Annotated in this window: 15 protein-coding genes; 13 read left to right on the top strand and 2 right to left on the bottom strand. The window is 68.4% G+C overall.

The annotated features are described in order from the left end of the window. Positions 1-52: 52 nt before the first annotated feature. From AC1REK_RS14025 to AC1REK_RS14035, 3 genes are read left to right on the top strand one after another with little or no spacing between them, the layout of a single operon-like run. A complete protein-coding gene (locus AC1REK_RS14025; RefSeq protein WP_492270707.1) occupies positions 53-2,782 on the top strand; it encodes an ABC transporter transmembrane domain-containing protein in 2,730 nt (909 codons plus the stop codon). After that, on the top strand, positions 2,779-3,228 hold the full coding sequence (locus AC1REK_RS14030; protein ID WP_316018472.1) for a Crp/Fnr family transcriptional regulator: 450 nt from the start codon (positions 2,779-2,781) through the stop codon (positions 3,226-3,228). The genes AC1REK_RS14025 and AC1REK_RS14030 overlap by 4 nt, the downstream gene beginning before the upstream one ends. A gap of 16 nt (positions 3,229-3,244) precedes the next feature. Then, positions 3,245-5,032, top strand: a complete 1,788-nt coding sequence (locus AC1REK_RS14035) for an adenylate/guanylate cyclase domain-containing protein (RefSeq protein ID WP_316018471.1) — start codon at positions 3,245-3,247, stop codon at positions 5,030-5,032. 10 nt (positions 5,033-5,042) lie between these two features. On the opposite strand, the gene AC1REK_RS14040 is transcribed toward AC1REK_RS14035, so the two are convergent. After that, positions 5,043-5,552, bottom strand: a complete 510-nt coding sequence (locus AC1REK_RS14040; protein WP_492270706.1) for a hypothetical protein — start codon at positions 5,550-5,552, stop codon at positions 5,043-5,045. Positions 5,553-5,663: 111 nt separating this feature from the next. Between AC1REK_RS14040 and AC1REK_RS14045 the strand changes: the two genes are divergently transcribed. The 7 genes from AC1REK_RS14045 (at position 5,664) to AC1REK_RS14075 (ending at position 13,227) form a co-directional block, all read left to right on the top strand. Further along, positions 5,664-6,329 (top strand): class I SAM-dependent methyltransferase, encoded by a 666-nt coding sequence (locus tag AC1REK_RS14045; protein ID WP_492270705.1) that lies wholly within the window; start codon positions 5,664-5,666, stop codon positions 6,327-6,329. Continuing rightward, entirely contained in the window at positions 6,326-7,588 is a 1,263-nt protein-coding gene (locus AC1REK_RS14050) for a glycosyltransferase family 4 protein (RefSeq protein WP_492270704.1), read from the top strand. Before AC1REK_RS14045 ends, AC1REK_RS14050 begins: the two co-directional genes overlap by 4 nt. Beyond that, positions 7,585-8,721 (top strand): glycosyltransferase family protein, encoded by a 1,137-nt coding sequence (locus AC1REK_RS14055; RefSeq protein WP_492270703.1) that lies wholly within the window; start codon positions 7,585-7,587, stop codon positions 8,719-8,721. The genes AC1REK_RS14050 and AC1REK_RS14055 overlap by 4 nt, the downstream gene beginning before the upstream one ends. A gap of 168 nt (positions 8,722-8,889) precedes the next feature. Further along, positions 8,890-9,879, top strand: coding sequence for a cobaltochelatase subunit CobS (cobS, locus tag AC1REK_RS14060; protein WP_327521213.1), 990 nt, complete (start codon positions 8,890-8,892; stop codon positions 9,877-9,879). Between the two features lie 66 nt (positions 9,880-9,945). Further along, entirely contained in the window at positions 9,946-10,296 is a 351-nt protein-coding gene (locus AC1REK_RS14065; protein ID WP_492270702.1) for a GFA family protein, read from the top strand. Between the two features lie 25 nt (positions 10,297-10,321). Then, positions 10,322-12,220: a cobaltochelatase subunit CobT gene (gene cobT / locus AC1REK_RS14070; RefSeq protein ID WP_316018464.1), complete on the top strand. Its 1,899-nt coding sequence runs from the start codon at positions 10,322-10,324 to the stop codon at positions 12,218-12,220. After that, positions 12,217-13,227: an esterase-like activity of phytase family protein gene (locus tag AC1REK_RS14075; protein WP_492270701.1), complete on the top strand. Its 1,011-nt coding sequence runs from the start codon at positions 12,217-12,219 to the stop codon at positions 13,225-13,227. Before cobT ends, AC1REK_RS14075 begins: the two co-directional genes overlap by 4 nt. Before the next feature lie 226 nt (positions 13,228-13,453). On the opposite strand, the gene rpmB is transcribed toward AC1REK_RS14075, so the two are convergent. Then, positions 13,454-13,741, bottom strand: a complete 288-nt coding sequence (gene rpmB / locus AC1REK_RS14080; protein ID WP_316018462.1) for a 50S ribosomal protein L28 — start codon at positions 13,739-13,741, stop codon at positions 13,454-13,456. Positions 13,742-13,999: 258 nt separating this feature from the next. On the opposite strand from rpmB, the gene AC1REK_RS14085 reads away from it, so the two are divergent. From AC1REK_RS14085 to AC1REK_RS14095, 3 genes are all read left to right on the top strand, one after another. After that, a complete protein-coding gene (locus AC1REK_RS14085; protein WP_327521188.1) occupies positions 14,000-14,827 on the top strand; it encodes a DUF3108 domain-containing protein in 828 nt (275 codons plus the stop codon). A gap of 160 nt (positions 14,828-14,987) precedes the next feature. Further along, positions 14,988-15,878: an alpha/beta fold hydrolase gene (locus AC1REK_RS14090; protein ID WP_492270700.1), complete on the top strand. Its 891-nt coding sequence runs from the start codon at positions 14,988-14,990 to the stop codon at positions 15,876-15,878. Between the two features lie 314 nt (positions 15,879-16,192). Then, positions 16,193-19,552, top strand: coding sequence for a helicase-related protein (locus AC1REK_RS14095; protein ID WP_492270767.1), 3,360 nt, complete (start codon positions 16,193-16,195; stop codon positions 19,550-19,552). The last annotated feature ends 11 nt before the right edge of the window (positions 19,553-19,563 follow it).

Genomic DNA, 19,563 nt, shown 5'->3' on the forward strand with positions numbered 1-19,563 from the left:
CCTGCGCCGGTCCCGAATCCCGGCGCTCGAGGCCTGAGAACGGGATCGCCCCTTGGAGACAAGCCTCTTCCGTTATGTCTGGCAGAAGAGCCGCGCCGAGCAGATCATCGTCCTGCTGATCATCCTCGTCTCGATACCCTTCAACTGGGCATCGTTCGACGTCCCCAAGCGTATCGTTAACGATGCGATCCAGGGCGGGGCCTTCAGGGACGGCCGGACGAGCGTGACCGTCTTCGACTGGACGCTGCATCTGCCGGAGTTCCTGGGTGGCGGCAGCTTCCAGCTCTTCGACGGCTTCCAGGTCAGCCAATACGGGTTGCTGCTGACGCTGAGCCTGTATTTCCTTGTGCTCGTGCTGATCAATGGCGGCTTCAAATACGCGATCAACGTGCGCAAGGGCATTCTCGGCGAGCGCATGCTGCGGCGCATGCGCTACGACCTGTTTGCCCAGCTGATGCGCTTCCGGCCCGAAGACATCCGCGCGGCTAAGCCGGCCGAAGTCGCGAGCATGATCAAGGACGAGGTCGAGCCGATCGGCGCCTTCGTCGGCGACGCCTTCATCCAGCCGGCCTTCCTTCTGAGCCAGGCCCTGACCGCGCTCGTCTTCATCATGATGCAGAGCGTCTGGCTCGGTTCGATCGCGCTTCTGATCGTGCTGATGCAGGCGGTGATCATCCCGATCCTGCGCCGCGAGCAGCTGCGCCTCGGCCGCGAGCGCCAGATCGCGTCGCGCCAGCTCGCCGGGCGGATCGGCGAGATCGTCGATGCCGGCCCGACCATCCAGGGCCATGGCGCGGCTTCCTATGTCCAATCCGATATCGCCGGCAGGCTCGGCACGCTGTTCGACATCCGCTACGCCCTCTACAAGCGCAAATTCGCGGTCAAGTTCCTGAACAACCTGCTGGCGCAGATCACGCCATTCTTCTTCTACGCTATCGGCGGCTTCTTCGCGCTGCAGGGGCGGCTCGACATCGGCCAGCTCGTCGCCGTGATCGCGGCCTATCGGGACCTGCCGCCGCCGGTGAAGGAGCTGATCGACTGGGATCAGCAGCGCAACGACGTGATGATCAAGTACGAGCAGGTGATCGCGCAGTTCAACCCGCGCGAGACGCTCGAACTCGAGGAGAAGGACGGGGTCGCCAGCCTGCCGAAGCAGGGCGAGATCGAACTCGACAAGGTCGAGATGTCCGATAATCGCGGCCAGCCGTTATTGCTGCCGCTCTCCTTCGCGATCCGGCGTCCCGGCTGCGTCGCCCTGATCGGCCCGGCCGGCAGCGGGCGCGACACGCTGGCGCGCATCCTCGGCCGCCAGAGCATGGGCTATGAGGGGCGCGTGCTCATCGACGGTCACCCGCTCAGCAGTTTCAGCGTCGAGAGCGCCAGCCATCTCATCGGCTATGCCGGGCCCGACACCGAGATCATCAATGGCCGTCTGCGCGACAATGTGCTTTTGCCGCTGAAGCGCCGCCGCCCGTCGATCCCGGACCGGGCGATCGATCCGGCCGAGCATCGACGCTTCATCGAGGCCCTGCGTGCCGGCAATACGCCGCTGCCCTTCTCTGCCGACTGGAACGACTATGAAGGTGTCGGGCTAGACGGGGCCGAGGCGCTGGAGGCCCATGTGCTCGCGGTGCTCGAAATGCTCGGCTGCTCCGAGGAGATCTACGAGCTCGGGCTCGATGCCAAGGTGAACGCGCCGCTGCCGGAGGGCGCCGCCGAGCGCATCATCGAGGCGCGCCAGGTGGTCTCGGCGGAACTCGCCAAATCGAATCTCGGCGGGTTGATCGAGACGTTCGATCCCGAGCGCTACAACGCCAATGCGACGATCGCGGAGAACCTTGTCTTCGGCGCCGTGCGCAATGGCCGCCGCCCAGCGGAGCTCCTGCTCGACGATCCCTATGCGCGCTCGGTGCTGCAGGCGGAAGCGCTCGAGGAGCCGCTGGCGGAGATCGGCACCCGCATCGTCAACACCCTGTTCGAGATCTTCGCGGGCATGGCGCACGGCCAGACGCTGTTCGCGCGCTATGGCTTCGACGGCGACCTCGACCTCGAGAAGCTGAACGAGCTCGCCGAGGCCCTGCGCCGGCACGACATGCGCGGACCGCTCGACCCGATGACGCAGCGCGAGGTGATGGGGCTTGCGCTGCGCTATATCGAGCCGAAGCACCGGCTGAACCTGCTGGACGGAGCCTTGCAGCGTCGCATCCTGCGCGCCCGCCAGACCTTCAAGACCTATCTGCCGCCGGAGAGCAGCGAGGAGGTCGAGTTCTACGATCCCGACGATGTCATCCACGGCGCCAGCGTACGCGACAACCTGTTCTTCGGACGTCTCGGCTTCGGTGCCGATGCCGGGGAGAAAGTGGCCGAGATCGTGCGCAGCGCCCTGACGCGGGCCGGGCTCGACGCGGCCGCCTATCGGCTTGGGCTCGATACCGATGTCGGGCCGCGCGGCCGCCATCTGCCGCTGCGGCTGCGGTTGATGGTGCCGCTGGCCCAGGCGCTGATCAAGCGGCCCGACATATTGGTGCTCGATCTCGACGGCTTCCTGGCGGTGAGCAACGATCCGGCCACTCTGGTCTCGCGCATCGTCGCCCATTGCCGGGAACAGACGTTGTTCGTGCTCTTGACCGACCCGCAACTGGCTGCCGATATCTCAGAGAAGGTGGTCTTTCGCGGGCCCGCCGGGCTGGTTCCCGGTGCGGACGAGGCCGAAAGCGAGGGCGACGAGGACACTGCGCTGCCGCCGGTGGATGGCGCCGAGCGGATCGAGGCGAGAACATGACGCTCGAGAGCGATATCAGCTGCCTGAAGGCGGTTCCGCTGTTTCGGAGCCTGCCGGCATCGCGTCTCAAGCTGCTGGCGCTGATGGGGGAGCGGCGGCATTTCCCGGCGGGGGCCCTGATCAGCGAAGAAGGTCAGAGACCGCAGGAGGTCTATTGCATCCTCGACGGCGAGATCGAGATCTCGCACCCGCGGGCGAGCGGCGAGGCGCATTCGTTCCGGCTGGCGACGGGAAGCCTCCTCGGCGACGTGCCGCTGCTCTGCAACGAGCCGACGGTCGGCCGGATCACCGCCAAGACCGATGTCTCGATGCTGCGGCTGCCGCGCGAACTGTTCTTCGAGCTGCTCGACAGCATTCCCGAATTTGCGGTGGCGCTGTCGCGCGACCTCGCCTCGCGGCTGTACCGGGTCGCCGGTGCCGTCCTGCGCGGCGAGAAGACGCAGTGATCTCGCGAGGGCACAGATGAGCTCGATTCCGAATTCGGGTCCATCCCTACCGGGTGGCCGGGCCGGCGCCTCCGGCCTCGAGCAGGTCAATTCCTGGAGCCGCGACGTCCGCTTCGCCTCCGGCTGCGTCCTGATGCTGTTCGCGACCACGCATTTCCTCAATCACGCGGTGGGGATATTCGGCATTCCTGCCATGGAGGCGATGCAGCTCTGGCGCCACGGCTTCTGGGAGAGCAAGATCGGCTCGGTGCTGCTCTATGGCGCGCTGATCGTCCATCCCGTCTTCGCCCTGCTGCGCGTGGCGCAGCGCCGGACCTTCCGGATGCCGATGCGCGAGGTTCTGCAGATCGCGCTCGGCGTCGCGATCCCGCTGCTCCTGATCGACCATATCGTCGCGACGCGGGTGCAGGGCACCCTGTTCATGCAGGACGAGAGCTATCACGCCGTGCTGCGCCGGCTCTGGCCGAATCTCGCGCTGTCGCAGAGCCTGCTTCTGCTGCTGGTCTGGACGCATGGCGTGATCGGGCTGCACTTCACCTTCCGCTCCCGCGACAGCTATGCGCGCTGGCGTGACCCGTTCCTGCTCGCCGCCATTCTGGTGCCGCTGCTGGCGCTGATCGGCTTCGCAGTCGCAGGCCGAGAGGCGCGGCTCATGGCATTGCCGCCGGAGCTGAGCACGGCTCAGCAGGTCGATTCCTTCAACCTGCATGTCACCTGGGCGAAGCGCGCCTTCTTCGGTCTGGTTGGTGCGTTCGTGCTGTTCGTCGCGATCCGGGAGGTGAGGGCACGGGCGGTCGGCGCGATCACCGTGCGCTTTGTCGGCCATGGTGTGCGCAAGGTGGTGCCCGGCTTCACCCTGCTCGAGATCTTCCGGCGTTTCGGCATCCCGCATGCGGCGCTGTGCGGTGGCCGGGCCCGCTGCGCGACCTGTCGCGTCCTGGTGCTGGACGGGGCCGCCGACCTGCCACCGCCCGGGCCGAACGAGGCGAGGCTGCTGCGCCGCATCTCGGCCGGGGAGAATGTCCGTCTCGCCTGCCAGATCCGGCCGAAGCACGATCTCCAGGTCCAGATCCTGCTCGCCGCAAGGCAGCGCGGCGCCGGGCCTTCCGGGGCGCTGGACCCGGATTCCGGCATCGCCAGGAAGGGGCTCACCGTGATGGTCGCGGATTTGCGCGCCTTTACGGCCCTGTCGGAGCGGCAGCTTCCGCGGGAGCTGCTGACATTGCTCAACCGCTTCTACGACGAGATGTCCCAGGCGATCGCCGCCCATGGCGGGCGCATCGAGGCGATCTATGGCGACGGGCTGATGGCCGTATTCGGCCTCGATGCCACGCCCGGCCGGGCCGCGTCCGCGGCGATCGCCGCCGCCGGCGACATGCTGCGGGCGGTCGAGGCGCTCAACCGCGAATATGCGACCGCGCTGCCGTTGCCGCTTCGCATCGGTATCGGCATCCATGGCGGTCAGGCGATCATGGGGGCGGTCGAGAACGAGAGCATGGGGCGCCGCGAGATCACGGTCGGAGAGACGGTGATGATCGCCAGCCAGCTCGAGGCGGCGACGCGTCGGCTGCTCTCCGACATCATCGTCTCGGCCGAGACGGTGGCCGCGACCGGCCGCAGCTTCCCCGGCATCACCTCCTACAAGATCGCGATCAAGGGCCGCGACAAGCCGATGCAGGTCTATGGCTTCGGCGGCGTGCCCGAGAAGGTGGTGCCCAGCAAGCCGGAGGAGAATGCGCCGCGCCTGAAGCAGGTCGCCAAGGCTGGATCGGACAAAACCGAGGCCGACGACAACACCGGCTGACGGTAGCCTCTTAGCCTCTGTCGAATACGAGGAAGCGCCGACGATCGAAGCCGGCCTCGGCAAGGGCGGGGTCGTTGAGCTTGAGCTCGACATCGATCGTGGCTGGCTCGTCACGGACCGCCAGTAGGGGCTCGATCTGTCCCAGCGCGCGCTCCAGCGTCAGCGCGTAGTCGATCACCAGCACCTCGGCGCGCCGCGCGAGAGCGAGCAGTTCGTCGCCGAGTGCCGGCGCGCTGCCATAGGGTTTCAGCGAAAGGCCGAGCAGGACGAGGCCGAGCCGGCCGGCGGAAGGGGCGAGATCGACCTGCTGCAGCTTCGCGGCGATATGGCGGACGCGGCAGGGCGCGCCGTTCAGGGTCTCGTCGGCGAAAGCGGGAATCTTCGGGTCGACCACGGTGACGGAGGCCGGCCGGTGCGTCAGAAAGCCGGTGATCGGCAGACCGGCGCCGCCGATCTCGATCACGTGCTCGCAGCCGCGCAGCGCGTGGGCGGCCAGGACCTGGCGCAGTTCGGCCGCCATGCCGGCAAGATGGGGCAGCCTTATGCCGCTCTTCGCGATGCTGGCCTTTGCCGGCGACTGTGAATATGGTCCGGCCCGTTCCATCCCCTTGACCCTCTCCCGATCGCCTGCATGACCGCCGCGCAGCCCGCCGACGCTCTCTACGACATCCTGCGCGGGGTCGCAGCCCTGACCGGCAACCCGATCGCCGCCGATCTCGCCCGGCTCGTCGGCAAGGGCGCGCCGGACGATCTCTCGATCGCCTTCAATCACAAGCAGATCGCCTCGAAGCGTTGGCTCGTCGACAGCCTGGCCGAAGTGATGCCGCGGCCGGAGGGGCCGGTCTGGGTGCTCGGTGCCTGGCACGGCGTCCTCGGCGCGATGCTGCTGGCGGATGAGCGGCTGTCGATCCCGCAGGTGGTCAGCCTCGATCTCGACCCGCGCTGCGCCGAGGTAGCGGCCGTCCTGAACCATCGGCATGTCGCCTCCGGGCGCTTCCGGTCGGTGACGGCGGACATGATGGCCCTCGATTTCACCGAGGCGACGGGCGGAGTGCCGGGCCTCGTCGTCAACACCAGCTGCGAGCACCTCGACGACGTGCGGGGCTGGCTGGCGAGCTTGCCGGCGGGGCTGCCGCTGGTGCTGCAATCCAACGACTATTTCCGCGAACCGGACCATCGCTCCTGCGTTTCGTCGCTGGAGGCGTTCAAGGCGCAGGCGGGGCTGTCGGAATTGCTGTTCGCCGGGGCGCTGCCGACCAAGAACTACACCCGCTTCATGCTGATCGGCCGCAAATGAAAGCCGAGGAACCGGCCGGGCCGGCGCTCGTCGTCGCGATGAAGGGGTATCCGCGCCTGTCGGAGACCTTCATCGCCCAGGAACTGCTCGGTCTGCAGCGGCTCGGCCTGCCCTTCGCAATCTGGTCGCTGCGCCATCCGACGGATGCGGCGCGGCATTTGATGCACAAGGAGATCGCGGCGCCGCTGCACTACCTGCCGGAATATCTGCACGACGACTGGCCGCGCGTGTTGCGCGGTTTCGCCCGCGCCTTGTCGCGGCCCGCGACCCTGCGGCTGCTCGGCGTATTCCTGCGCGACTTCCTACGCGATCCGACACGCAACCGGCTGCGCCGGCTCGGCCAGGCCTGCGTGATGGCGCGCGAGCTTCCCGCGGGCACGCGCCATCTGCATGTCCACTATCTGCACACGCCGGCCTCGGTGATCCGCTATGCGGCGCTCATACGCGGGCTGTCCTGGTCGTTCTCGGCCCATGCCAAGGACATCTGGACGACGCCCGATTGGGAGAAGCGCGAGAAGATCGCCGATGCCAGCTGGGGCGTGACCTGCACACGCGACGGCCATGCCGAACTTGCCCGGCTGGCCGATGGGCCGGACAAGGTCGGCCTGCTCTATCACGGGCTCGATCTCACCCGCTTCCCGGCGCCGCCGGCGCGGCCCGCGCGCGACGGCAAGGATGCCGGCGATCCCGTGCGTTTCGTCAGCGTCGGCCGCGCGGTCGAGAAGAAGGGGTTCGACGACCTGCTCAATGGGCTCGCCGCGCTGCCGGGCGATCTCAACTGGCGCTTCGTCCATATCGGCGGCGGCGAGATGCTCAAGGGGCTGAAGGCGCAGGCAGAGGCGCTCGGGCTCGCAGGCCGCATCGAGTGGCGCGGGGCGCTCGCCCAGGACGGCGTGATCGCGGCGCTGCGCGAGGCCGACTTGTTCGTCTTGCCCTCGAAGCAGGCTGAGAATGGCGACCGCGACGGCCTCCCAAATGTGGTGATGGAAGCGGCGAGCCAGGGTCTGGCGATCGTCGCGACCGATTTCGCCGGGATTCCGGAGTTCATTCGCCATGGCACCGACGGGCTCCTGGTCGCGCCCGGAGATATCGCTGCGCTGACGGCGGCGCTCGCCGCGCTGGCCGGCGATCCGGAGCGCCGGGCGGCGCTCGGCAATGCGGCCCATGCGCGTCTGCACAGCGATTTCTCGGCGCAGGCGGGGCTGGCGCGCATCCATGCCGCCCTGCTGTCGGAGGTCGAGCGCGAGTCGGCGTCATGACCGGTCAGGTCCTGATCGCGGTGACGCATCTGCTCGGGGTCGGCCATCTCGTCCGGGCCCGGCATCTCGCGGCAGCACTGGCGCAGGCCGGCTACGCGGTGACGCTCGCCAGCGGCGGCATGCCGGATGGCAAGGCTGCGAGCGGCTATCGCTTCGTGCAATTGCCGTCGGTGCGGGTCGAGGGCACGGATTTCCGCAACCTGCTCGACGAGGCGGGAGAACCGGCCGCGCCCGAGCGCCTGTCGGCGCGCGCGGCGGGGCTGGCGACGCTGGCGCGAGAGCTGCGGCCGGATGTCGTCATCACCGAGCATTTTCCTTTCGGCAGGCGCCAGCTTGCCGGGGAATTCCTGGCCTTGATCGAGGCGGTGCGGGAGGCCCGGCCGCAGGCGCTCGTCCTGTCTTCGATCCGCGACGTCCTGGTCGCGCCGCAGCGCGCCGACCGCCTTGCGGAAGCCGAGCGACGCATCGTCGCGCTATTCGACGGGGTCTTGGTCCATGGCGACCGCGGCTTCCTGCCGCTCGAAGCCTCCTGGCCTGTGACCCCGGCGATCGCCGAAAGGCTGCATTACACCGGCTATCTCGCGACGCCCGCGGCCTCGACGTCCGAGCAGGAGGAGAACGGCGAGATCCTCGTCTCCGGCGGCGGCTCCGCCGCGGCGCTGCCGCTTTTCCGGCTCGCGCTCGCGACCGCCGGGCTGCTGCCGGAGCGGCGTTGGCGCATCCTCGTCGGCCAAGGCGTAGCGGAAACCGAATGTGCCGGCTTGGTGCGGCAGGCGCCGGGCAATGCCATGGTCGAACGCGCCCGGCCGGATTTTCCGGTCCTGCTGGGCGGCTGCGCGCTCAGCCTCAGCCTTGCCGGCTACAACACGGTTCTCGATCTCGTGCAGGCGCGTCGGCCGGCTCTGGTTGCGCCCTTCGATGCCGGGAACGAGACCGAGCAGGCGATCCGCACCGCGGCGCTGGAGCGGGCAGGGCTCGCTCGCGCGATACGGCCGGAAGCGGGCCCGGAGGCGCTGGCTGCCGCAATCGCCAGGGCACTGGAGGCGGGCCGGCCGGCGCCGCTGGCGGTCGCGCTCGACGGGGCGGCGGGAACGGTCGCGGCGATTGCCCGGCTTCGCGCCCGCAACCCCTGATCCGTGCGCGCATGCGCTGCGGCAAAGCGCCGGCATGCCTCCCACGAATACCTCATGCGAATTGCCGCTACGGCGCTTTCGCTCTAATGAGGTTGCACACGCCTCCCTTTCGGTCGGCTCCAGGACACCGGGTGTTCGCCGGGCCTGTCCTGCGCCCGGAGAAGAATGATGACAGCAGCGAATACCGCCGCCCCCGGCATGCCGGACATGAAACTGTCGGTTCGTCAGGTCTTCGGCATCGACAGCGATCTGGAAGTTCCGGCCTATTCGCAGACCGAGGCGCATGTGCCGGATCTCGATCCGGATTACCGATTCGACCGCGACACCACGATCGCCATCCTCGCCGGCTTCGCCCATAACCGCCGCGTGATGATCTCCGGCTATCACGGCACCGGCAAGTCGACCCATATCGAGCAGGTCGCGGCCCGGCTGAACTGGCCTTGCGTGCGCGTCAACCTCGACAGCCATGTCTCCCGCCTCGATCTCGTCGGCAAGGACGCGATCGTGCTGAAGGAAGGCAAGCAGATCACCGAATTCCAGGACGGCATCCTGCCCTGGGCGCTGCAGAACAACATCGCGCTGGTCTTCGACGAGTACGATGCCGGCCGCCCGGACGTGATGTTCGTGATCCAGCGCGTGCTCGAGCAGTCGGGCAAGCTCACCCTGCTCGACCAGAAGCGCGTCATCCGCCCGCACCCCGCCTTTCGGCTCTTCGCGACCGCCAACACGGTCGGCCTCGGCGACACGTCGGGCCTCTATCACGGCACCCAGCAGATCAACCAGGGCCAGATGGACCGCTGGTCGATCGTCACCACGCTGAACTACCTGCCGCATGACAACGAGGTCGCGATCGTCCTCGCCAAGTCGAAGCACTACCAGACCTCGCCGGAAGGCAAGGACATCGTCAACAAGATGGTCCGCGTCGCCGACCTCACCCGCAACGCCTTCATGAACGGCGATCTCTCGACCGTGATGAGCCCGCGTACGGTCATCACCTGGGCCGAGAACGCGGCGATCTTCGGCGATGTCGGCTTCGCCTTCCGCGTCACCTTCCTCAACAAGTGCGACGAGATGGAGCGGACGCTGGTGGCCGAGTTCTTCCAGCGTTCCTTCGGCAAGGATCTGCCCGAGAGCGCCGTCAACGTCGTCCTGAGCTAGGCGAGGGAAATCGGGGCCGCCGCCGCAGGTCCGCGGCGGGGCAGGCCCAAGCGGAGGAGGCAGGTGATGGCGCGTTACCAAGGCAGCTGCCATTGTGGACGGGTCGCCTACGAGGTCGAGGCCGATCTCGGGCAGACGATCACCTGCAACTGCTCCTATTGCCAGCGCCGGGGCTCGGTGCTGGCCTTCACCCCGGCGCAGAACTTCACCCTGACGAAGGGCGAGGACGCGCTGACCGAGTACCGCTTCAACACGCAGAAGATCCAGCATCTGTTCTGCGAGAGCTGCGGCATCGAATCCTTCGCGCGCGGCGAAACGCCGGACGGCTCGCAGATGGTCGCGATCAACGCCCGCTGCCTCGCCGGCGTCGAGCCGGCGGAGCTCAACAGCACCGCCTATGACGGGCGCTCGCGCTGAACGCAGCCAGGGAGACCGCAAGGCCTTGTCCATCTCCAACCGCAAGCCCGGCACGCCCAAGGAAGCGCCGGCCGAACCGCTGAAGCGCGCCGTCTCCGGCGCGATGAAGGCGATTGCGCGCAAGCCGGAGATGGAAATCGTCTTCGCCGCGGACAAGCCTTCGCTGGTCGGCGAGCGCGCCCGCCTGCCGGAGCCGCCGCGCAAGCTCACCGCCCAGGACGTCGCGATCCTGCGTGGCCATGCCGATTCGATGGCGCTGCGCCTCGCCTGTCATGACGCCTCGGTCCATCGTCGGGCCGCGCCCGAGGGCGATGCTGCCCGGGCGGTGTTCGACGCCGTCGAGCAGGCCCGCGTCGAGTCGCTCGGCTCGCGCCGGATGGCCGGCATGGCCGGCAATATCGGCGCCATGCTCGAGGACCGATATCACCGCGGCGGGCGCTATGAGGAGATCACCGACCGCGCCGATGCACCGCTCGAGGACGCGTTGGCGCTGATGGTGCGTGAGCGCCTGACGGGCCTCAAGCCGCCCAAGGCGGCGCAGAAGCTGGTCGAGCTCTGGCGCGACGATGTCGAGAGCAAGGCCGGGGCCGATCTCGACCGGCTCGCCAAATCGGTCGAGGACCAGCGTGCCTTCGCCCGCACCGTCCGCGACATGCTGGCCTCGCTCGACATGGCCGAGCAGACCAGCCAGGGCCAGGACGACGAAGAGGACGAGGACGAGAACGACCAGTCCTCCGAGGATCAGGATCAGCAGGAAGGCGAGGCCGAGCAGGAGAGCCAGGGCGAGCGTTCCGAGACCGAGGTCAGCGAGGACGCCGCCGAGGAGATGCAGGAGGGGGCCTCCGAGGCCGCCGACGCGCCGGCCGGCGACTGGGACGAGGAGGACGATAGCTCCGAGGCCGAGGAAGCCGGCGAGGCGCCGCGCCCGCGCGACAGTCGCGCCAATGACCGGCCGCAGACCGACTACAAGGCGTACACGACGAAGTTCGACGAGACGGTCACCGCAGAGGAACTCTGCGACGCCGAGGAGCTGACGCGCCTGCGCGCCTATCTCGACAAGCAGCTGGCGCATCTTCAAGGCGTCGTCGCGCGCCTCGCCAACCGGCTGCAGCGGCGCCTGATGGCGCAGCAGAACCGCTCCTGGCAGTTCGACCTGGAGGAGGGCGCGCTCGATCCCTCGCGCCTGCCGCGGATCATCATCGACCCGTTCCAGCCGCTCTCCTTCCGGCAGGAATCGGACACGAATTTCCGCGATACGGTGGTGACGCTGCTGATCGACAATTCCGGCTCGATGCGCGGGCGGCCGATCACGGTGGCGGCGACCTGCGCCGACATCCTGGCGCGGACGCTGGAGCGCTGCGGCGTCAAGGTAGAGCTGCTGGGCTTCACCACGCGGGCCTGGAAGGGCGGGCTCTCGCGCGAGACCTGGCTGCAATCGGGCAAGCCGGCCAATCCCGGCCGCCTGAACGACCTCCGGCACATCATCTACAAGGCGGCGGACGCACCCTGGCGCCGGGCGCGCAAGAATCTCGGGCTGATGATGCGCGAGGGGCTGCTCAAGGAGAACATCGACGGCGAGGCGCTGGACTGGGCGCATAAGCGCCTGCTGGCCCGGCCGGAGCAGCGCAAGATCCTGATGGTGATCTCGGACGGCGCGCCGGTCGACGATTCCACGCTCTCGGTCAATGCCGGCAGCTATCTCGAGCGGCATCTGCGCCATGTCATCGCCGAGATCGAGACGCGCTCGCCGGTCGAGCTGATCGCGATCGGCATCGGCCACGACGTCACCCGCTACTACCGCCGCGCCGTCACCATCGTCGATGCGGAGGAGCTTGGCGGGGTGATGACCGAGAAGCTGGCTGAGCTTTTCGAAGAGGATGCCGGCGCCGCCTCGGGCGGACGCGTCTCGCGCCGCCTGCAATGACGCAGAGCAGACGGGCTTTCGTCGCCGGCCTCGGCGCGGCGGCGCTGGCGCCGCCCGCGCGCGCTGAGACGATCGAGCCCGGCCGCTCGCCGGTCAGCGTTTCCGCTCGGCCGATCACGGCTTTCGAGCCGGGCAATCAGGCCAAGACCCGCTTCGGCCAGCTCGTCTTCCGCAGCGGGCTCGTGCTGACCGGAAGCCATCCGCGCTTCGGCGGCTTCTCAGGGCTCTGGCGCTCGCCTGACGGTGCGCAACTGGTGGCGGTGAGCGACAAGGCTTCCTGGCTGACGGGACGGCTCGTGCGGCGTGATGGCCGCCTCGCCGGGCTGGAGCAGGCCGAGATCGCCCCGGTGCTCGGTGTCTCCGGCCGACCGCTCTCGCGCTCGCGCTATTACGATACCGAAGCACTGGCGATCCAGGACGGCGTCGCCTATCTCGCCGTCGAACGCACGCATGACATCCTGCGCTTCGACTGGGGACGGTACGGCGTCGAGGCACGGGCGCGGATCGTGCCGGTTCCGGCCGCCGTGAAGCGCCTGCCGAGCAATCGCGGGCTGGAGGCGCTCGGCGTCGTCCCGGCCGGCCAGCCACTGGCGGGCGCCCTCGTCGCGATCTCGGAGCGCTCCGGCTCGGAGGACGAGCCGACGACCGGCTTCATCATCGGCGGACGCCAGCCAGGCAATTTCCAGGTCGTGCGCCGCAATGGCTACGACATCACCGACCTCGCCTTCCTGCCCGGTGGCGACATGCTGCTGCTGGAGAGGTGGTACCGGCCGCTGCGCGGGGTCGGCATGCGCATCCGCCGAATCGCCGGCACTGCGCTGCGACCGGGGGCGCGGCTGGACGGACCGATCCTGATCGAGGCCGATCTCGGCCAGGAGATCGATAACATGGAGGGGATGGCCGTCCACCTGGAAGGCGGGCGGACCATCATCACCCTGATCTCGGACGATAATTTCTCGACCTTCCTGCAGCGGACGGTACTGCTGGAGTTCGAGCTGGCGCAATAGCAGCGCGCGTCATGTTCGGGCTTGACCCGAGCTTCTCAGGCCGGATGAGGCTCAGCCGTCATGCTCGCCCTTGTGGCGAGCATCCACGTCTTGAACACCGGATTCGTCGAAGGAAGACGTGGATGGTCGGGACAAGCCCGACCATGACGGAAGGGCAAACGAAAAAAGCGGCCTCGCGGCCGCTTCATTCAATCGCGAGGGGAGACCCGCGCGAAGAAAAGCTCGCTCAGTTGGCGGCGAGCTTCTTCTCGATGTCACGCTTCAGGGCGAGCGCGCCGGTCGAGAGCTCGCCGGCCGGAGCCTTGACGAGGAAGGCGTCGAGGCCACCGCGATGATCGACCGTGCGCAGGGCGTTGGCCGAAACACGCAGGCGGACCGAGCGGCCGAGCGTGTCGGACTGCAGGGTGACGTTGACCAGGTTCGGCCGGAAGACCGTCTTGGTCTTGCGGTTCGAGTGGCTGACGAGGTGGCCGGTCAGGGTGGCTTTCCCGGTCAGTTCGCAACGGCGGGCCATGATATCGTTCCCAAAATTTCCGGGGTGCCCAAAACAAAACGCCGACACGCGACGTGCCGGCAGGCGAGCACCGGAAGTCAAATTGAAGTGGCGGGTCTATAACCAAGCGCCAGACCCACGTCAAGGCGATGTGCCGATCGGCGCGACGGAAACATCTCGGTAACCTCCTCTCGTCAGACTCCGTTAATCAGGTCACGATTCGGACCGATTCGCAGTGCAAGCGAGCTGTCGAACGGTCGCGCCGCCCGGAGCATCGAGATGAAGCCCGCCCTCACGCCGTCCCTGCCCGGGCTGTCCCTGGCAGCTTTGCTGCTTGCGGGCGTGGTTCCTGCGGGTGCGGCTTCGCTCGACGCGGCCTATGACGTCTCGCTGCTCGGGATGACCTTCGGCAAGGCCAGCCTCAGCGGCGACATCGAGGGCAGCCGCTACAAGCTCGACGTTCAGGCCAAGCTGACGGGGCTCGTCGGCGGCTTCACCGGCGGACGCGGATCGGGCGTCGCCACCGGCAATCTCAATTCAGGCCGGCTCGCACCGGCGACCTTCGCGATCTCCTCGGCGAGCTCGAGCGAGAGCCGGACCGTGCGCATGGCGCTCGACGGTAACGCCGTGCGGGCGGTCGAGATCGAACCGCCGATCGATGCCAAGCCGGACCGGGTGCCGATCAGCGACGCCCATCGCCGCAATGTCATGGACCCGATCAGCGCTTTCCTGATGCCGGTCGAAGGCGGGCGGAACTCGGGCGCGGCGGCCTGCAACCGCACCTTGCCGATCTTCGACGGCGCCGCGCGCTACGACATCAAGCTGAGCTTTGCCGGCACCCGCGAAGTCAAGCTCGACGGCTATAGCGGCCCGGTCTCGATCTGCCAGGCACGCTACGTGCCGATCTCCGGCCACAGGGCGCTGCGGCCGAGCACCAAGTTCATGGCCGAGAACAAGGAAATCTCGACCTGGCTCGCCCCGATCGCCGGTACGGGCATGATGCTGCCGGTGCGGATCTCGGTGAAGACGATGATCGGCACCGCGGTGATCGAGGCCTCGCGCTTCAAGGTCGATCCCGGCGTCACGGCGGCGACCTCGCGCAACTGAGGTCAGGCGCCCGCGGCGCGTTCGAGTGGGAAGGGCGTCGCCGCCGTCGCTTATCCTTGCTTCCTCTCCTCCCAGCGCATGAAGGCGTTGCCGTTCGGCGGATTGCCGCATCGGCGGTGGGAGGGCTAGCCTTTCGCCGCGATTCGACCCTGGAGCCGACATGCCCGGCGATTTTTCACTGCCGCCAGGATTGCGGCGCCGCGACGTGGTGGTGCGCGACACCGTCCTGCATGTCGCCGAGATCGGCGACGGGCCGGCGGTGCTGCTGCTGCATGGCTGGCCGGAATTCTGGATGACCTGGCTGCCGCTGATGAACCGGCTGCATGGCGAGTTCCGCCTGATCGCCCCCGATCTGCGCGGCTTCGGCGACAGCGCCAAATCGCCCGCGCCGCGCAGCGATGTCGGGGCCAACAGCCATGCCGACGACATCGCCGCCCTGCTGGAGGCGCTCGGGACCGGGCCGGTCGGCGTCGTCGGCCACGATGTCGGGGCCTATGTCGCCCAGGGGCTGGCGCGGCGCCATCCGCAGCGGGTCGAAAAGCTCTTGTTCTTCAACTGCCCGACGCCGAGCGTCGGCTCGGCCTGGGTGCGCGAGGGCCATGTCAACGAGATCTGGTACCAGTCCTTCCAGCAATTGCCGCTGGCCGAACAGCTGATTGGCTCCAGCCGCGAGGCCTGCGCGCTCTATCTCGGGCATTTCCTGACGCATTGGTGCCATCGCAAGGACGCCTTCGCGCCGGTCTTCGACCGCTGGGTCGAGAATTTCCTGAAACCCGGCAATCTGCGCGGCGGCTTCGACTGGTATCGCAGCCAGAATGCGGCGCGGATCGCCGCCATCGACGGTCATCCGACGCCCTCCGTCCCGATCCACCAGCCGACGCGGGTGCATTGGGGCCGACACGACCCGGTCCTGAAGACGGAATGGAGCGCCTTCCTGTCCTATTATTTCGACGACGTCGAAGTGACCTATTGCGAGGACGCCGGTCATTTCGTCCATGTCGAGGCGCCGGACGAGGCGGCCGAGGTGTTCGCCGAAGTCTTCGGCGACTGAGCTGTCGGGTGCGCGACTATTTTCGCTTTTGCCTCTCGCCTTCCCGCGCGGGAGGCCTACATGAGCGAAAGCGCCCCTCGCGCAAGTCGGCGAAGGGACGGAAACCGAGGGCGATTCAAAATCTTGTGGTTTTTGAATCGCTTGCCGCCACATCTCGCCGTGAACGAAACCTGATTCTGCGGGAGTCAGCGATTCGGCCTCGCTTCGTTCCGGACTCGTTCTGTTCACGGCCCGGGTTGCCCTTGGGGCGCCCGAACCGGTAGGGCTGGCTCGGTATTTCGCCGCGCAGGCTGCAGGAAAGCTCCAGCGTCTTGATCCAACCCCGCTCCCTTCCGCCTTCGCTCCGCGCACGCGGCGTCACGGCGGTGCTCGGCCCGACCAATACGGGCAAGACCCATCTCGCCATAGAACGGATGATCGCGCATCCCACGGGGATGATCGGCCTGCCGCTGCGCCTTCTGGCGCGCGAGGTCTATCAGCGTGTCGTCGAGAAGGTTGGTCCTGAGGCGGTGGCGCTCGTCACCGGCGAGGAGAAGATCAAGCCGGAGCGGCCGCGCTTCTGGGTCTGCACGGTCGAGGCGATGCCGCGCGACCTCGCCGTCGACTTCGTCGCCGTCGACGAGATCCAGCTCGCCGCCGATCTCGACCGCGGCCATGTCTTCTCCGACCGGCTGCTGAATCATCGCGGCCGGGCCGAGACGATGCTGATCGGCGCGGGCACGATGCGGCCGCTCATCGAGCAGCTCATCCCCGGCGCCAATGTGGTGACGCGGCCGCGCCTCTCGAGCCTCACCTTCGCCGGGGACCGCAAGATCACCCGGCTGCCGCGCCGTTCGGCGATCGTCGCCTTCTCGGCCGAGGAGGTCTACGCCATCGCCGAGCTGATCCGCCGGCAGAAGGGCGGGGCGGCGGTGGTGCTGGGCGCGCTATCGCCGCGCACGCGCAATGCCCAGGTCGAGATCTACCAGTCCGGCGATGTCGACTATCTCGTCGCCACCGACGCGATCGGCATGGGGCTCAACCTCGATGTCGACCACATCGCCTTCGCCGGGGACAGCAAGTTCGACGGCCATCATTTCCGAAAGCTGCATCCGGCGGAATTCGGCCAGATCGCCGGCCGGGCCGGTCGCCATTTGCGCGATGGGACGTTCGGCACCACCGGTCGGGCGCCGCCTTTCGATGCCGAACTGGTCGAGGCGATCGAGAATCACCGCTTCGAGCCGATTCGCCAGCTGCAATGGCGCAATTCCGATCTCGACCTGCGCTCGGTCCCGGGGCTGCTCGACAGCCTCAACCAGCAGCCGCAGGAACAGGGAATGACCCGCGCGCTGATCGCCGAGGACATGACCACGCTGGAAATCCTGGCGCGCGACCACGACGTCGCGAGGCTGGCACAAGGCAAGCCGGCCGTGTCGCGACTCTGGGAGGTCTGCGGTCTGCCAGATTATCGCAAGATCGCGCCGATGCAGCATGCGGACCTCGCGACAATGCTGTATCTTCGACTGATGCGGCACGGCCGGCTCGATCCGGACTGGTACCGGGGGCAGCTCAATGCGCTCGACCGCACCGATGGCGAGATCGACACGCTGTCGGCGCGTATCGCGCAGGTCCGGACCTGGACCTTCGTTGCGAACCGTCCCGACTGGTTGCCTGATCCAGAGCATTGGCAGGGGGTGGCGCGTCTTGTAGAGGACAAGCTGTCGGACGCTTTGCACGAAAGGCTCGCCAGCCGTTTCGTCGATCGGCGCACGAGCGTATTGATGCGTCGCCTGCGGGAGAATGCGATGTTGGAAGCTGAGGTCACTGCGGCGGGCGACGTGCTCGTCGAGGGCCAGCATGTCGGGTTGCTGCAAGGTTTCCGCTTCACGGCGGATCCCAAGGCCGGCGGCCCCGAAGCCAAGGCGCTGAACGCCGCCGCGATGAAGGCGCTCGCCAGCGAGATGGAAGCGCGCGCCTCGCGCGTCGTGCTTGCAGGCGACGAGGCCTTCGTCCTGTCGCATGACGGCTTCATCCGCTGGATCGGCGAGCCCGTGGCACGCCTCGTGGCCGGCGAGAAGGTGCTGGAGCCGCGCCTGCGCCTGCTGGTCGAGGAGCACCTGACCGGGCCGGCGCGCGAGCAGGTCGAGAACCGTCTGACGCTCTGGCTGAAGAATCACATCACCAAGCTGCTCGGGCCGCTGCAGGTGCTGGAGGAGGCAGCGAGCCTGACCGGCATCGCCCGCGGCATCGCCTTCCAGGCGGCCGAGGCGCTCGGCGTGCTCGAGCGCGCCAAGGTCGGCGAGGAGATGAAGACGCTCGACCAGGAGGGGCGGGCCGGCCTGCGCCAGCTCGGCATGCGCTTCGGCGCCTTCCATCTTTACGTTCCGGCCCTGCTGAAGCCGGCGCCGCGGGCGCTCGCCGCGCAGCTGTGGGCGCTGAAGCATGGCGGCCCGGAGCAGGGCGGGCTCGACGACATCGCCCATCTCGCCTCGTCCGGCCGGACCTCGTTCCCGGCCAACAAGGACGTGCCGAAGGGGCTGTACAGGGCTGCCGGCTATCGCGTCTGCGGCGAGCGTGCTGTGCGCGTCGACATCCTAGAACGCCTTGCCGATCTGATTCGTCCGGCCATCGCCTATCGCCCCGGCATGACGCTGGGCCAACCGCCGGCGGGCGCCGCCGACCAGGACGGCTTCGTCGCCACCGGCGCGATGACCTCGCTCGTCGGCTGTGCCGGCGAGGATTTCGCCTCGATCCTGCGCTCGCTCGGCTATGTCTCGGTGAAGCGGCCGGGCCCTGCGATCACCGTGCCGCTCGCTGCGACGCCGGAGCCGATCGTGGCTACCCCGACGGCTGAAGCCTCGCCTGCGGGCGAGGGGGACGCCGCGGCCGAGGCCGTTGCGGCCGAGAACCTCGACGCCTTGAATGCGGAGGCCCCGTCCGAGGCTGCGGCCTCCGAGAGCGAAGCGCCCGAAGCTGCCGCCGCCGAAACGCCGGACGCTCCTGTGCTCACCGAGGCCGAGCTCGCAATTGCGCCGGATGAGGCGCCCGTGGTCGCCGCCGAGGCCGACCAGCCGGCCGTCTCCGAGCCGGTCCCGGCCGATGCGATGTCGGCCCTGGCCGAGCCGGTAACCGACGTCGCCGCTGCCGAGACCGCCGTCTCCGCCGAGGAGCCGGCCCAGCCGGCCGAGCCGGAGTTGATCGAGGTCTGGCGGCCGCATCGCCATCAGGGCGGAAGGCGGCCGGAGCAGGGTGCTCGCGGGCGTCGTAACGACCGTCGCCCCGGCCATCAGGGTGAAGCTGCGCCGGCCGGAGAGGCTGGTGGTGCGCGTCCGGAAGGTGGTCCGCGGCCAAATCGCAATCGCTGGCGCGAAGGCGGCTGGAACGGCCAGCGCCCGGCGGCCGGCGGGCAGGCTGCCGCAGGGGACGCGGCGGGCGGCGCGCCGGAGCGGCAGGGTCGCGGTGGCCGGCCGGAAGGCGGCAATCGCCAGGAGCGCGGCCCGCGGCCGGAGTTCCGGCGCAATGAGGGCCGGCCGGGCGGTGGTCCGCGCCGTGACGAGCGCGGCGGCAAGGAGCAGCGCTTCCAGGCGCCGGCCAAGCCGCGTCCCGCCGAGCGTCAGCCGGATCCGGATTCGCCCTTCGCCAAGCTGCTCGCCCTGAAGGCGCAGCTCGAAGGCGGCGACGGGCGCAAGGGCTGAGGCGCCAAGGC

Source organism: Allobosea sp. GW823-FHT02B03 (assembly GCF_058797755.1).